The 14,439-nt window shown below is 72.2% G+C and carries 14 protein-coding genes; 7 read left to right on the top strand and 7 right to left on the bottom strand.

The window, feature by feature from the left end; translation table 11 throughout:
- Positions 1-161: 161 nt before the first annotated feature.
- A complete protein-coding gene (locus tag P3L51_RS02400) occupies positions 162-713 on the top strand; it encodes a helix-turn-helix domain-containing protein (RefSeq protein WP_354603317.1) in 552 nt (183 codons plus the stop codon).
- Between the two features lie 15 nt (positions 714-728).
- Positions 729-1,445 carry a helical backbone metal receptor gene (locus tag P3L51_RS02405; RefSeq protein ID WP_354603318.1) on the top strand — a complete coding sequence of 239 codons (717 nt, stop codon included), beginning with the start codon at positions 729-731 and terminating at the stop codon, positions 1,443-1,445.
- On the opposite strand, the gene P3L51_RS02410 is transcribed toward P3L51_RS02405, so the two are convergent.
- Positions 1,384-2,547 (bottom strand): TDT family transporter, encoded by a 1,164-nt coding sequence (locus P3L51_RS02410; RefSeq protein ID WP_354603319.1) that lies wholly within the window; start codon positions 2,545-2,547, stop codon positions 1,384-1,386. The two genes, P3L51_RS02405 and P3L51_RS02410, sit on opposite strands and share 62 nt — an antisense overlap.
- A 70-nt stretch (positions 2,548-2,617) precedes the next feature.
- On the opposite strand from P3L51_RS02410, the gene P3L51_RS02415 reads away from it, so the two are divergent.
- A complete protein-coding gene (locus P3L51_RS02415; protein ID WP_354603320.1) occupies positions 2,618-3,541 on the top strand; it encodes a LysR family transcriptional regulator in 924 nt (307 codons plus the stop codon).
- Between the two features lie 61 nt (positions 3,542-3,602).
- Here P3L51_RS02415 and P3L51_RS02420 read toward each other — a convergent pair whose 3' ends face one another.
- From P3L51_RS02420 to P3L51_RS02435, 4 genes are all read right to left on the bottom strand, one after another.
- Positions 3,603-5,069 carry an alkaline phosphatase PhoX gene (locus P3L51_RS02420; RefSeq protein ID WP_354603321.1) on the bottom strand — a complete coding sequence of 489 codons (1,467 nt, stop codon included), beginning with the start codon at positions 5,067-5,069 and terminating at the stop codon, positions 3,603-3,605.
- A 113-nt stretch (positions 5,070-5,182) separates the two neighbouring features.
- On the bottom strand, positions 5,183-5,872 hold the full coding sequence (locus P3L51_RS02425; RefSeq protein ID WP_354603322.1) for a gamma-glutamyl-gamma-aminobutyrate hydrolase family protein: 690 nt from the start codon (positions 5,870-5,872) through the stop codon (positions 5,183-5,185).
- A 78-nt stretch (positions 5,873-5,950) separates the two neighbouring features.
- On the bottom strand, positions 5,951-7,450 hold the full coding sequence (gene eat, locus P3L51_RS02430; protein ID WP_354603323.1) for an ethanolamine permease: 1,500 nt from the start codon (positions 7,448-7,450) through the stop codon (positions 5,951-5,953).
- Positions 7,451-7,614: 164 nt separating this feature from the next.
- Positions 7,615-8,367 (bottom strand): FadR/GntR family transcriptional regulator, encoded by a 753-nt coding sequence (locus P3L51_RS02435; RefSeq protein ID WP_354603324.1) that lies wholly within the window; start codon positions 8,365-8,367, stop codon positions 7,615-7,617.
- 78 nt (positions 8,368-8,445) lie between these two features.
- Between P3L51_RS02435 and P3L51_RS02440 the strand changes: the two genes are divergently transcribed.
- Genes P3L51_RS02440 through P3L51_RS02455 form a run of 4 tightly spaced genes read left to right on the top strand, consistent with a single transcriptional unit; the run spans position 8,446 to position 12,986 of the window.
- The gene (locus P3L51_RS02440) at positions 8,446-9,816 is read left to right on the top strand and encodes a glutamine synthetase family protein (RefSeq protein ID WP_354603325.1); all 1,371 of its coding nucleotides are present in this window, start codon (positions 8,446-8,448) and stop codon (positions 9,814-9,816) included.
- A gap of 11 nt (positions 9,817-9,827) precedes the next feature.
- Positions 9,828-11,201: an aldehyde dehydrogenase family protein gene (locus tag P3L51_RS02445; RefSeq protein WP_354603326.1), complete on the top strand. Its 1,374-nt coding sequence runs from the start codon at positions 9,828-9,830 to the stop codon at positions 11,199-11,201.
- Positions 11,202-11,204: 3 nt separating this feature from the next.
- Positions 11,205-12,008, top strand: coding sequence for a 3-oxoacyl-ACP reductase (locus P3L51_RS02450; RefSeq protein ID WP_354603327.1), 804 nt, complete (start codon positions 11,205-11,207; stop codon positions 12,006-12,008).
- A 54-nt stretch (positions 12,009-12,062) separates the two neighbouring features.
- A complete protein-coding gene (locus tag P3L51_RS02455) occupies positions 12,063-12,986 on the top strand; it encodes a DUF2510 domain-containing protein (RefSeq protein WP_354603328.1) in 924 nt (307 codons plus the stop codon).
- A gap of 10 nt (positions 12,987-12,996) precedes the next feature.
- On the opposite strand, the gene P3L51_RS02460 is transcribed toward P3L51_RS02455, so the two are convergent.
- Together P3L51_RS02460 and P3L51_RS02465 are read right to left on the bottom strand one after the other, a co-directional pair.
- A complete protein-coding gene (locus P3L51_RS02460) occupies positions 12,997-14,199 on the bottom strand; it encodes an amino acid deaminase/aldolase (RefSeq protein ID WP_354603329.1) in 1,203 nt (400 codons plus the stop codon).
- A 49-nt stretch (positions 14,200-14,248) separates the two neighbouring features.
- Positions 14,249-14,439, bottom strand: a 191-nt coding sequence (locus tag P3L51_RS02465; protein WP_354603330.1) for a hypothetical protein, incomplete at its 5' end; no start/stop codon positions are given.

The raw sequence follows: 14,439 nt of genomic DNA on the forward strand, positions 1-14,439 counted from the left end.
GGCCGGACGATGGAGGTCTGTGACCGGCCGTCGTCACGGTTGCCGGGGCCGTCCGTTTCCCCGGGGTTCACCGCGGTGCCCTCCGGGCCGGGTGAGACAGACCGCCCTTGCGGGGCCGTCAACTCTGAGAAGATGACGATCCGGCCGGAGGGAGCCCAGACATGGACGACAAGGAAGCGCTCAGGGTGGGCGCCGCCGTCCGCAGGCGGCGCAGGTCCCTCGGGCTGACGCTGGCGGCCGTCGCCGACCGCAGCGGACTGTCCGTACCCTTCCTCAGCCAGATCGAGAACGAACGCGCCCGGCCGAGCGCCCGCTCGCTGGAGCGGGTCGCGGGTGCTCTGGAGACCACCATCGCCGCGCTGCACGCCGCGGCCGACTCGGCACGCACGGTCGATGTCGTACGGGCCGACGACGGCGCCGGTACGGGCGTACGCCGGGTGGCCCGCGGCGGACACCAGCTGCACGCCAAGGAGTACACCGGCGAACTGGACACCGGGCGCGAGTACCAGCACCGCAACGACGAGGTGATGTACATCGCCGACGGATCGGTGGAGGTCGAGGCCGAAGGCCGCGCCTACCGGCTGGAGCGCGGCGACACGCTGTACCTCTCCGGCGGAGTCACGCACCGCTGGCGCGCCACCGACCCCGGTACCCGCATCCTGGTCGTCGCCGTCGCGGAACACATCGACGCGACGTTCGACACCCGGCGCTGAGCGGCGGGCCGCGCCGTGCGGATCGTCTCGCTCGTCCCCTCGCTCACCGAGGCCGTCGCGGTCACCGCGCCCGGACTGCTGGTGGGCGCCACCGACTGGTGCAGCCACCCCGCCGACCTCGACGTCGTACGTGTGGGCGGCACCAAGAATCCCGACATCGCAGCGATCACCGCGCTGCGCCCCGACCTTGTCGTCGCCAACGAGGAGGAGAACCGCGAGCCGGATCTGGCCGCGCTGCGGGCGGCGGGCATCGAGGTGCTGGTCACCGAGGTGCGCGACCTCGACCAGGCGTTCTCCGAACTGGAGCGGCTGCTCGTGGCGGGCTGCGGGCTCGCGGTGCCGCGCTGGCTGGACCAGGCGCGCGACGCCTGGGCGGCGGTGCCACCCCCTTCTCCGTACGAAGGAGGGCGCCGGGCGGTCGTACCGATCTGGCGCAGGCCGTGGATGGTGCTCGGCCGGGACACCTTCGCGGGTGATCTGCTGGCCAGGCTCGGCGTGCGCAACGTCTACGGCGACCGCGCGGAGCGCTACCCCCGCATCCCGCTGGAGGAGCTGCGGGCCTCGGGCGCGGACCTGGTCGTCCTGCCCGACGAGCCGTACCGCTTCACCGCCGACGACGGCCCGGAGGCCTTTCCCGGACTGCCCGCCGCGCTGGTCGACGGGCGGCTCCTCACCTGGTACGGGCCGTCACTGGCCGAGGCGCCGGGGGCGCTGCGGGCAGCGCTCCGCTGACCACGCCGTGGACGGTACGGGTCCAGACGACCGCCCAGGCGGCCGTCAGCAGGGCGAACAGACCGAACGCGAGCCATGACAGGGCGACCAGGCCCGTGGCGCGGGAGAGCCCTGCTGCGCCGGTCACACACGTACCGACGGGGAAGGTGAAGGCCCACCACGTCATCGAGAACGGCATCCCGCGCCGTATCGCGCGCGTCACCGTCGCGACCGCCAGGGCCAGCCACAGCAGGGCGAAGCCCAGCACCGGGACGCCGAACAGGACGGCGAACGTCTCCGGGACGGCGAAGGCGGGCGTGGCCCGCGCGAAGTGGCCGGCCGCCGTCGTGGACTGCCCGAGCGGGCCGAGTACCAGAAACAGCGCGGGGGTCAGGGCGACGGGCAGCGGACCGAACCGCACGAGCCTGCCGAAGACCAGCGGCAGCAGGGTGAGGGTGGCGAGCAGGCTCATGCCGAACAGGGCGTAACAGGCGAGCAGCAGCGCCTCGCGCCACTGCCCGGCGGGCAGATAAGGGATCAGGGCCGGGCCGAGGGCCGCCGACACCATGGGCGCCACCACCGGCAGCAGCCACACCGGGGACGCGTCGGCGGCCCGTACCCGGTGGCGTACCACCAGCAGATACGGGATGCCCACGGCCGCCGCCAGGCCGACGAGTGTGCCGACCGTGAACAGCACGGCGTCCACGGCAACGGCCGCGCTCTCACCGATCACGTGCCGGCCCACGGTGAGGGTGGCGCCGCCGACCGCCAGCAGGGCCATCGCCAGACATCCGTAGAAGGGCGCCACGGCGGGGTCGAGCAGATGGGCGCGGGCCTGGTCGCGGTGGTGGATCCAGTGCCCGGCGCGGGCGGCCAGCACGGCCAGGAGCATCAGCGCGGACAGGGCCCACACGGTTACGCAGACGGCACGCACCACGGGGGTGAGCGCCGGGTCCCAGGGGAGCGCGGCGCCCGCGCTCGCGACGATCGCGGTGCCCATCACGCTCGCGTACCAGTTGGGCCCGACGTGGCGCAGGGCCGGGAAGCGCCCGGGACGGGCCGGCGCGAGTGGCTTCGTCGGGGACTTCGTGAACGTCGGGGCGGCCGGGGTGAGGGTGGGCATGCTCGCACCCTCCTCGCTCCGCGGCCTCCCCACCAGGCCCCTTGATGCTATGAGGCCATAACCTGCGTGTATGACCGATGAGCCTCCTGTGACCCTCGCCCACCGCGTACCCGAGCTGGGCGCGCTGGAGCTGCTCATCGCCGTCGCCCGGCACGGCAGCATGGGCGGGGCCGCCCGCGAGCTGGGCATCAGCCAGCCGGCGGCGAGCAGCCGGATACGGTCCGTCGAACGGCAGCTCGGCGTGAGCCTCTTCGACCGGTCGCCGAGCGGTTCCCGGCTCACCGAGGCGGGGGCGCTCGTCACCGACTGGGCGCGGCAGATCATGGAGTCGGCGGAGGCGTTCGACGCGGGCGCGCAGGCGCTGCGCGACCGGCGTGACTCGCGGCTGCGGGTCGCCGCGAGCATGACCATCGCGGAGTATCTGCTGCCCGGGTGGCTCATCGCGCTGCGCACGGCCCGGCCGGACACGGCCGTCTCGCTCCTGGCCGGCAACTCGGGCGCCGTGGCCGCGCGGCTGCTCGGCGGCGAGGCGGACCTCGGGTTCGTGGAGGGCCTGGCCGTGCCCGGAGGGCTGGACGGCACGGTGATCGGCCGCGACCGACTGGTGGTCGTGGTGGCGCCGGCACACGCGTGGAGCGGACGGCGTACGGCGCTGACGCCCACCGAACTCGCGGCCACCCCGCTGATCCTCCGTGAGGAGGGCTCGGGCACCCGCCAGGTACTCGACGCGGCACTCGCCTCCTACGGAGGTCTCGCCGAACCGCTGCTCGAACTGTCCTCGACGACGGCGGTCAAGGCGGCGGTGGTGAGCGGCGCGGGACCCTCGGTGCTCAGCGAACTGGCCGTGCGGGAGGAGCTGGCTGCCCGCCGCCTGCTGGAGGTGGAGGTGGCGGGCATCCATCTGCGGCGTGACCTGCGAGCCGTCTGGCCGACGGGCCACCGCCCGACCGGCCCGGCGCGGGAGTTGCTGTCGCTGACGCGGGCGGCGCCGTGACGGCACGGGAGGCCGCCGCCCGCACCCCGGGGACGGGGGCACGGCCGACGGTGGTGGTGCGTCAGCGCTGGTGGCGCCAGGGGCCGGTGATGGCCAGCAGGATGCCGGGGTTCTGGATGCTCGCGTACAGCGTCTTGCCGTCGGGGGAGAAGACGACACCGGCGAACTCGCTGTACTCGGGCTCCTCCGGCGTACCGCCCTTCAGTTCGTTGCGCGCGATCGGGTAGGTCCGGCCCGAGTCCGTCGCGCCGAACAGGTGCTGGACGCCGTCGCCGTCCTCGGCCAGGATCACGCCGCCGTACGGGGACACCGTGATGTTGTCCGGGCCGTCGAACGCGCCGTCCTTCGACGGGTCCTGGTTGATGCCGAGGATCAGCTTGAGAGTCAGCTTCCGGTGGGCCGGGTCGTAGAACCACACCTGGCCGTCGTGCTGCTTCGGGCTCTCCTCACGCGCGTAGGAGGAGACGATGTACGCGCCGCCGTCGGCCCACCACATGCCCTCCAGCTTGCGGGCGCGGGTGACCTGGGTGTCCGTGAACTGCTCGCGCACCGGCACGGTCCTGGCGTCCCGGTCAGGCACGCTCACCCAGTCGACGCCGTACACGGTCCCGGCCTTCGTGGCGCGGGACAGGTCGTCCACGAACCCGCCCCGGGAGTCGAAGCACTTGAACGCCTCCAGCACACCGGCGGTGTCGGAGAGCCCGCGCAGCTTGCCCCGCCCGTGACGGAAGCCCTTCGGCGGAGTCCAGCGATACAGCAGGCCGTTCGGCTCGTCGGCGTCCTCGGTGAGATACAGATGGCCGCGCTTGGTGTCGACCACGACGGCCTCGTGGTCGTACCGGCCGAGCGCCTTGATCGGCTTCGGGTGCTGGTTCGCTCGGCGGTCGTACGGGTCCACCTCGAAGACGTAGCCGTGGTCCTTGGTCATGCCGTCCTCGCCGGCCCTGGTGGTGTCCTCCTCGCAGGTGAGCCAGGTGCCCCAGGGGGTGCGACCGCCCGCGCAGTTCTCCTGGGTGCCGGTGAGGGCGACCCATTCGGTCACGTGGTCGCCGTGCTTGGAGATCTCGACGACGGTGCAGCCGCCGGGGGCGGCGGGGTCGTACGCGAGGCCCGGCGTCAGGGGTACGGGGAAGTCGACCTCGGCGCGGTCGCCGCCCAGCTCGTGGTTGACGACCAGGAGCGTGGAGCCCCGGGTGCCGCGGAAGGTGGCCGTGCCGTCGTGGCTGTTCGGGGTGAACTCGCCGCTGTCCAGCTTGGTGACACCGGCGTGGTTGACGACCTCGTACGAGAAGCCGGCGGGCAGCGCGAGCAGCCCCTTCGGGTCGTCGATCAGCGGGCCGTATCCGGTCTTGCTGTCGAGCGGGCGGGAGGAGGACCGGGCGTCCTGGTCGCCGCTCGCGGCGGGCGTGTCCGCGTTCTCCTCGGCGTAGGCGTACGCGCTGGCGGTCGACAGCACACCGGCGGTGCCGACGAGGGTGAGCCCCGCGGCGGCCGAGGTCTTGGAGAAGTCTCTACGAGTGATGGGCACGTTCATCTCCTGGGGATGGGCGGGGTCCGACGGCCATGCTGAATCGAGCCCGGCACACGGTTCCGCCCACCCGCGAACAGCGGGTGAACGCAACACCATCAACATGTGCCGTCTCACCCGTCGTTGCGCGCCGCCTCCACCAGCGCCGCCATCACCCGCACGTCCTGCCCCATCTCCGGATGCCACTGCACCCCCAGCGCCCACCGGTCGTCGACCAGCTCCACCGCCTCCACCGTCCCGTCGGCCGCGTACGCCGAGGCGATCAGGCCCTTGCCCAGGCGGTCCACCGCCTGGTGGTGGGAGGACGGGACGTCCGACTCCTCAGGGACGACCGTTCCGTAGCGGGTGCCCGGGACCGGCTTCACCGGATGCTCGCCGAAGACGCCGAGGGTCGCGGCCGTGTGGCCCTCCAGGTGCTGGACGAGCGTGCCGCCGAGGGCGATGTTCAGCAGCTGCATGCCCCGGCAGATGGCCAGGAGCGGCGTTCCGGACGTCAACGCCGCCTCGATCAGGGCCAGTTCCCAGTCGTCCCGCTCCCTGTCGGGTGGGCCGGTACGAGGGTCGGGCTCGGCCCCGTACCGTACGGGCTCCACATCCGGACCACCGGCGATCACCAGACCGTCGAGCCGGGCGACCACGGAGGCTGCCGTGGCCGACCCGTCCGGCGGGAGCATGACGGCGACGCCGCCCGCGCGCTGGACGAGCCGGGGATACCCCATGGGCAGCAGGGCGGCGGGCAGCTCCCAGACGCCCCACTTGGCCGACGTCTCCAGATAGGTGCTGACGCCGATGAGCGGCTTCACTGAACGTTCCTCCGTCGGTGCCGTGCTGTTCTGTGCTGTTCCGTGCTGTCGTACGGGTGGTGCGGGTGGTGCGGGGGCTCACTCCCGTTTCAGGTCGGCCTCGGCCGCCGCGAGCGCGGCGAACTCCTCCTCGGGCGCGGCGGCCACCAGCCGGTGCCGACTGTAGAAGGCGAAGTAGGCGAGAGCCACGACATAGACGCCCAGCGCGATGAAGGCGGCGTCCTTGTCCACCAGGAACGTCGCCACCAGCGCCGACAGGGCCAGTACGAACGCCACGCCCGATGTCAGCATGCCGCCGGGGGTCCGGTACGGACGGTGCAGGCCGGGCTCGCGGCGCCGCAGCACCAGGTGCGAGAGGGCCATCAGGGCGTACGAGATGGTGGCGCCGAAGACCGCGACGTTCAGCATCCGGCCGCCGTTGCCGCTGCCCGCCGCGAGGGCGAAACCGATCGCGCCGGGTATCAGCAGGCCCAGGTACGGCGCCTTGCGGCTGCTCGTCAGCGAGAGGAAGCGTGGCAGATAGCCGGCGCGGGAGAGCGCGAACAGCTGCCGGGAACCGGCGTAGATGAGGGAGAAGAAGGACGCGACCAGACCGGCGAGCCCCGCGTAGTTGACGAACCGGCTGAGCGCCGTGGGCTCGCCGTCGCCCTGGAGCGCGACCACCAGCGGATTACCGGCCTCCATGACGGCGGCGGAACCGCGCGCGCCCGTGGCGGCGAAGAACGTGAGCAGCGCCAGCAGCACCAGGACGCCCATGGAGATCGACAGGGCCCGCGGCATCGAGCGCACCGGGTCCTTGGCCTCCTCGGCGGCCAGCGGCACGCCCTCGACGCCCAGGAAGAACCACATGCCGAACGGGAACGCGGCCCAGATGCCCAACAGGCCGTACGGCAGCCAGGAGTTGGACCCGAACGCGTCCTCCTGGACAGGGATGTCGTTGAGGCCGCTGCTGTCGAACTCGGTGAACGCGCCCACCGCGAAGATCAGCAGCGCGGCGACGGCGATGGCCGTCACGACCAGGCTGAAGCGCAGCGCCTCGCCGACGCCCCAGAGGTGGATGCCGATGAAGATGGCGAAGCAGGCGAGATAGACCGGCCAGCCCGCCTCCAGCCCGAAGAGGTTCAGCGACTCGACGTAGTCACCGATGAAGATGGAGATCGCGGCCGGCGCCAGGATGTACTCGATGAGGATGGCCGTGCCGGTCAGGAAGCCGCCCCAGGTGCCGAGCGCGCGGCGGGCGAAGCCGTAACCGCCGCCCGCCGTGGGCAGGATCGCGGACAGTTCGGCGAGCGAGAAGACGAGACAGGCGTACATCGCGCCCATCAGGAGGGTCGCGATGGCGAGCCCGCCGAAGCCGCCCTCGGCGAGCCCGATGTTCCAGCCGGAGAAGTCGCCCGAGACGACGTACGCGACGCCGAGGCCGGTCAGCAGCAGCCAGCCGGCGCTGCCGCGCTTCAGTGTGCGGCGTTGCAGATAGGCCGCGTCGTCGGTGGAGCCGCCGCCCGGTGCGGGGCCCGGCGGACCCGGCGGACCGGACGGGCCGGCTGGTGGAATACGGGAGTCCGTGCCTTCGGCCATGAGCCGCTCCTGCCTCGGGTTCCTGCCACGGGTAAAGGTGTGAGGCCACACCATTGCGGCCGGAATCGCTCGCGCGCAAGCCCTCTGCGTTAAGCGACTGTTACGGACCCGACGGCCGGGACGGCCGGGGCCCGCGGAACCCCACCACCCCCGCTACCCCGCTCTCAGGCGAGAAACCCCCGCAACAGCGCCGCCGTCCCGCCGCAGTGCTCGCGCATCACCTCGCGCGCCGCGTCCGCGTCGCCCTCCAGGACCGCCTCCACCAGCACCGTGTGCTGCTGTTGGGAGTGCTCCAAGTTCCTTACCAGCAGCGGGATGCAGTCCAGCAGGTCGTTCACGGTCGCGCGCACCGATGCGTACTGCTCCGTCAGCCGCGCCGAGCCCGACAGCTCCGCCAGCGTCAGATGCAGCAGCGTGTCCAGGCGGCGGTAGTCGCCCAGCGGGGCGTCGTGCGTGGCCGCCAGCGCCGTACGCAGGCGGGCCGCCCCGTCCTCGGTCAGGCCGTGCGCCGCGCACAGGCCCGCCGCCCCGACCTCCAGCACCTCACGGAAGCGCAGCACGTCCTCGATGTCGACCCCGGAGACCCGCCGCCGCAGCTCCTCCTCGACCCCCTGCGCCGGGGTGTCGGGCCGGGGCCGTACGAACGTGCCGCCGTAGCGCCCCCGCCGGCTCTCCACCAGCCCCTGGTCCGTGAGGACCTTCAGCACCTCGCGCAGCGTGACCCGGCTGATCCGCAGCCGCTCCGCCAACTCACGCTCCGCGGGCAGCCGTTCACCGCCCGCCACCAGACCCAGACGCAGCACCTGGAGGATCTGCTCCAGCGCCTCCTCGAAGCCGTTGCCCGCCCGCACGGGGCGCAGGACGGGCGTCAGCCGGTCGCCCGGCTCACTCTGCTTCGCCGCATCCTTCTTCGCCACGTCGCCGTTTCCCCTTCCCAAGCAATGGTCTCCCGGAATACCTTAAGGTCCCCGGCTGGCCGATGGAGGAGTTGTCCCGTGGCAGACCGCACCCCCCCGCTCTCCGTCGAGGAGCTGCGCGCCCTGGTGGCGAGCGGCGAGATCGACACCGTGGTCCTGGCCTTCCCCGACATGCAGGGCAGACTCCAGGGCAAGCGGTTCGCCGCGCCGTTCTTCCTTGAGGACGTACTCGAACACGGCACCGAAGGCTGCAACTACCTCCTCGCCGTCGATGTCGAGCTGAACACCGTCGACGGCTACGCGATGTCCTCCTGGGACCGCGGCTACGGCGACTTCGCCATGCACCCCGACTTCTCCACCCTGCGCCGCGTCCCCTGGAACGAGGGGACGGCGATGCTCATCGCCGACCTCGCCTGGAACGACGGCTCACCGGTCGTCGCGGCGCCCCGCCAGATCCTGCGCCGCCAGCTGGAGCGCCTCGCCGAACACGGCTACACCGCGCACGTCGGCACCGAACTCGAGTTCATCGTCTTCAAGGACACCTTCGAGCAGGCCTGGGACAGCGGCTACCGCGGCCTCACCCCCGCCAACCAGTACAACATCGACTACTCCATCCTCGGCACCGGCCGTATCGAGCCCCTGCTGCGCAGGATCCGCAACGACATGACCGCCGCCGGTCTGACCGTCGAGTCCGCCAAGGGCGAGTGCAATCCGGGCCAGCACGAGATCGTCTTCCGTTACGACGAGGCGCTGCTCACCTGCGACCAGCACGCCATCTACAAGACCGGCGCCAAGGAGATCGCCTCCCAGGAAGGTGTCTCGCTCACCTTCATGGCCAAGTACAACGAGCGCGAGGGCAACTCCTGCCACATCCACCTCTCGCTCCAGTCCGCCGACGAGCCCGGCACGAACGTCATGGCGGGCGACGACGCCCACGGCATGTCCCCCGTGATGCGCCACTTCCTGGCCGGCCAGCTCGCCGCGCTGCGCGACTTCTCCGTGCTGTACGCGCCGAACATCAACTCCTACAAGCGTTTCGCGCCCGGCTCCTTCGCCCCCACCGCCGTCGCGTGGGGCAACGACAACCGCACCTGCTCACTGCGGGTCGTCGGCCACGGCCGCTCCATGCGCTTCGAGAACCGGTTGCCCGGCGGCGACGTCAACCCCCACCTGGCCGTCGCGGGCCTGGTCGCGGCGGGCCTGTACGGCATCGAGCACCAGCTCGAACTCCCCGAGGCATGCACCGGGAACGCCTACACCTCCGCGTACGAGCAGGTCCCCACCACCCTCCGCGAGGCAGCCGAGCTCTGGGAACACAGCCCCATCGCCAAGGCCGCCTTCGGGGACGAGGTCGTCGCCCACTACCTCAACCTGGCGCGTGTCGAACTCGCCGCCTTCGACGCCGCCGTGACCGACTGGGAGCTGCGCCGCTCCTTCGAACGCATGTGAGGAAGAAAGACGTGCCCGACCAGCCCCACGCCCATCAGATCCTCAACCCGGCGACCGAGGAGGTCGTCGCCACCGTCCCGGCGACGAGCGCCGCCGAGGTCGACACGGCGGTCGTACGGGCCGCCGGCGCCCAGCGCCGGTGGGCGGACGCCGCCCCCGCCGACCGGGCGCGCCTGCTGCGCCGCTTCGCCGCCGTGGTCGACGACCACCTGGAAGAACTCGCCCGGCTGGAGGTCGAGGAGGCGGGCCACACCCTCGGGAACGCCCGCTGGGAGGCGGGCAACGTCCGCGACCTCCTTGACTACGCCGCCGGGGGAGTGGAGCGCCTGACCGGCCGCCAGATCCCGGTCGCGGGCGGGCTCGACATCACCCTCCTCGAACCACTCGGCGTCGTCGGCGTCATCGCCCCGTGGAACTTCCCCATGCCCATCGCCGCCTGGGGCGCCGCACCGGCCCTGGCGGCGGGCAACGCCGTACTCCTCAAGCCCGCCGAGACCACCCCGCTGACCGCTCTGCGCCTGGCCGAACTCGCCCTGGAAGCGGGCCTTCCCGAGCATCTGTTCCATGTCCTGCCGGGCGCCGGGGACGTCGCCGGTCAGGCACTGGTCGAGCACCCGGGCGTCGCGAAGATCGTCTTCACCGGCTCGACGCGAGTCGGCAAGGAGATCATGGCGAGGAGCGCGCGGCTCGTGAAGCGCGTGACCCTCGAACTCGGCGGCAAGAGCCCCAACATCGTCTTCGCCGACGCCGACATCGAGCGCGCGGCTGCCCAGGCGCCGATGGCCTTCCTCGACAACGCCGGACAGGACTGCTGCGCCCGTACCCGCATCCTCGTCCAGCGCACCGCGTACGACCGGTTCCTCGAACTCCTCGCCCCGGCCGTCCGGTCGGTGGTCGTCGGTGACCCGTCGGACGAGAGGACCCAGATGGGTCCGCTGATCTCGCGCGCCCAACTGGAGCGCGTACGCGGGTACGTCCCCGACGACCGGGCGGCCGTACGGGGCAGCGCACCCGACGGGCCGGGCTTCTGGTTCCCGCCGACCGTCCTCACCGACATCGCCGCCGACGACCCCGCCGTGACCGAGGAGATCTTCGGCCCGGTGGCCGTCGTGATCCCGTTCGACGACGAGGAGGACGCGATCCGCCTCGCCAACGACACCGAGTACGGGCTCTCCGGCTCCCTCTGGACCCGCGACCTCGGCCGCGCGCTGCGCGTCTCGCGCGCCGTCGCCGCCGGCAACCTGTCCGTCAACTCCCACAGCAGCGTGCGCTACTCGACCCCGTTCGGCGGCTACAAGCAGTCCGGCGTCGGACGCGAACTGGGCCCCGACGCACTCACCGCGTTCACCGAGACCAAGAACATCTTCATCAGTACGGAGGCCTGACCCATGCCCGACGAGACCAACCAGAGCGCCGAGACCCCCGTCTGCCGCCGGCTGATCGGCCGCACCGCCGTCATCACCGGCGCGGGCAGCGGCATCGGTCTCGCCACCGCGCGCCGGCTCGCCTCCGAAGGCGCGCACGTCGTCTGCGGCGACATCGACGAGACGGCGGGCAAGGCGGTCGCCGACGAGGTGGGCGGCACGTTCGTACGGGTCGACGTCACCGACGCGGAACAGGTCGACGCCCTCTTCAAGAAGGCGTTCGACACGTACGGCAGCGTCGACATCGCCTTCAACAACGCGGGCATCTCCCCGCCGGAGGACGACTCGATCCTCACCACCGGCATCGACGCGTGGCGCCGGGTCCAGGAGGTCAACCTCACCTCCGTGTACCTCTGTTGCAAGGCCGTCCTGCCCTACATGCGACAGCAGCGGCGGGGCTCGATCATCAACACCGCGTCGTTCGTCGCGACCATGGGCGCGGCCACCAGCCAGATCTCCTACACCGCCTCCAAAGGAGGCGTGCTCGCCATGTCACGCGAACTGGGCGTGCAGTTCGCCCGCGAGGGCATCCGGGTCAACGCGCTCTGCCCGGGACCGGTCAACACCCCGTTGCTGCGCGAACTGTTCGCGAGCGACCCGGAGCGGGCCGCGCGGCGGCTCGTACACATTCCGGGCGGACGCTTCGCCGAGGCGGAGGAGATCGCCGCGGCGGTCGCGTTCCTCGCCAGCGACGACGCGTCGTTCGTCAACGCGACGGACTTCATGGTGGACGGCGGCATCGGCGGGGCGTACGTGACACCGCTGTAGGGCGTGTCCGGGCGCGGCGGACGGGCCGCGTCGGCCACGGCCTAGGGTGGCGGAATGAGCATGACGACTCCGCCCGGGTGGTACGCGGACCACGGCGTGCCCGGCACCGAGCGATGGTGGGACGGGGGCGCCTGGACCGCGCACACCCGGCCGCTCGGTGGGGTCGCGGCTCCCGTGCCGCCGTACCAGCAGGGGTACTCGCAGCCGTACCGACCGCCGTCGGCGCCCCGCGGGCGTGGGGCGATCGTCGCCGCCGGGGCCGCCGGGATCGTCCTCGTCGGCGCGATCGTCGCAGGCGTCACGCTGCTCGGCGACGACGAGGTGAAGACCGTGCCCCCGTCCGCGCCGACCACCGGCGAGCCCGCGCCGGGGCCGACGGGCGGCACCGGTGACGAGAGCCCGGACGTCGATCCCACCGTGCTCGTCGACCAGCTCAACGGCATCACCCTGCCCATCCCGGACGGCTGGGAGAAGTCCGACAGCGTCGTCGACCGGTCGATCACCATGACGACCGTGGACGACTACGAGTGCCCCGGCGACTCCGGCCGGTACTGCCAACAGGGCCGGGTCATGTCCTTCACCGCCACCCAGACCGACGCGGCCACTCCCGAAGCCCTCGCCAAGGAGGACATCCAGGACGCGTCGGACGCCCTGTACGACGAGGACTCCATCGGCACCAACCTCTACGGAGGTGTCACGTCGCACACCGTCGCCAGGTCCGCGGCCGTCACCGTCGCCGGACGCACCGGATACCTGGTGCGCTGGAAGGTCAAGACAGCTTCGGGGCCCGGCGGTTACGTCCAGTCGCTGGCCTTCCCCTCGACCATCGGCGCCGAATCACTGATCATCGTGCGGTTCGGCTTCGACGCGGGGCCCAAGGGCCCGCCCCTCAGCGGCATGGACACGATCACCCGGGGCATCCGCAGAATCGGCGACGCGACGGGCGGCGGCGTCGGCAGCTCCATCGGCCCCTCCTGAGTACGGCGCCTCAGAGGTACGTACGGCCCTCGCCCCGGTACGTCGGCACCGTCGCCGTCACCCGGTCGCCCTCGATCAGCCGCAACTCCTCGAAGCGCTCGCACAGTTCCCCGGCCTTCGCGTGCCGGAACCACACCCGGTCGCCGATCAGCAGATCATCGGCGGCGGAGCCCAGCAGCGGCGTCTGCACCTCGCCCGCGCCCTCCTGGGCGTCGTACCGCAGCCCCTCCGGCAGATACGGCTCCGGCAGCCGGTCCCGGCCCGCCGCGCCCGACGCCGGGTAGCCGCCGCCGAGCACGGTCACCACGCCGACACCCGGCCTGCGCACCACCGGCTGCGCGAAGAGCGCGGCCGGACGGCCCGTGAACGAGGTGTAGTTGTCGAACAGCCGCGGTACGTAGAGCCCCGACCCGGCGGCGATCTCCGTCACCGAGTCCTCGGCCGCCGTGTGCTGCACACTGCCCGTGCCGCCGCCGTTGACGAACTCCAGCTCCGGTGCCACCAGCCGCACCGCGCGCACCACGGCCCTGCGCCGCTCCGCCAGCTCCTTGCGCGCGGCGGACTGCATCAGCCGCACCGCGCGCGAGCGCAGCGGCCGGCCCGCGACCGAGTCGCCGACACCCGCGACATGCCCCTCGTACGCCATCAGCCCCACCAGCCGGAAACCGGGCCTGCGGGCGATCGACCTGGCCAGCTCGGCCAGTTGGGCCGGCTCACGCAGCGGCGAGCGCCGGGCCCCGATCCGTACCCGCCCGCCGAACAACTGGAACGCCGTGTCCAGCTCCAGACAGACCCGGATCTCCTCCGTGCCGCCCGCCCGCGCGAGGTCGACGAGATCCAGCTGCGCCGGATCGTCGACCATCACCGTCACGGCCGCGGCCAGCTTCGGATCGGCGGCGAGTTCGGCGAACGCGCCCCGGTCCACCGACGGATAGGCGAGCAGCACGTCGTCGAAACCGGCACGCGCCAGCCACAGCGACTCGGCCAGGGTGAACGACATGACGCCCGCGAAGCCGTCACGCGCCAGGACCCGCTCCAGCAGCGCGCGGCAGCGCACCGACTTGCTGGCGACCCTGATCGGTTTGCCCGCAGCCCGGCGGACGAGATCGTCCGCGTTGGCGTCGAAGGCGTCGAGATCGACCACGGCGAGCGGGGCGTCCAGATGGGCGGTGGCCCGGTCGTACCGGGCCCTGTCGGTGGCGCGGGGAGTCATCGTCCGAGCTTGCCAGACGGGCTTACCCGACGGTAGGGGGATGTTCTGGTCAGATCCGCCCGGACCTGCGGAGCTGTCCCCGCGGGGTGCTCTCCAGCCCGTAGAGTGACGCCCACGCGGCGACGAACGGGCCTGCCCCGGGCGGCGATCCGTCGTGGACCAGGCCGTGATCACAGGGGGGCGGATGAGTACCGAAGCGCGGCGCGCGCCCGTACCGCCCCGCCCCGCCGGCCCTGTCTC

Origin of the sequence: Streptomyces panacea (assembly GCF_040560175.1) — a bacterium.
Classification (GTDB): Bacteria; Actinomycetota; Actinomycetes; order Streptomycetales; family Streptomycetaceae; genus Streptomyces; species Streptomyces panacea.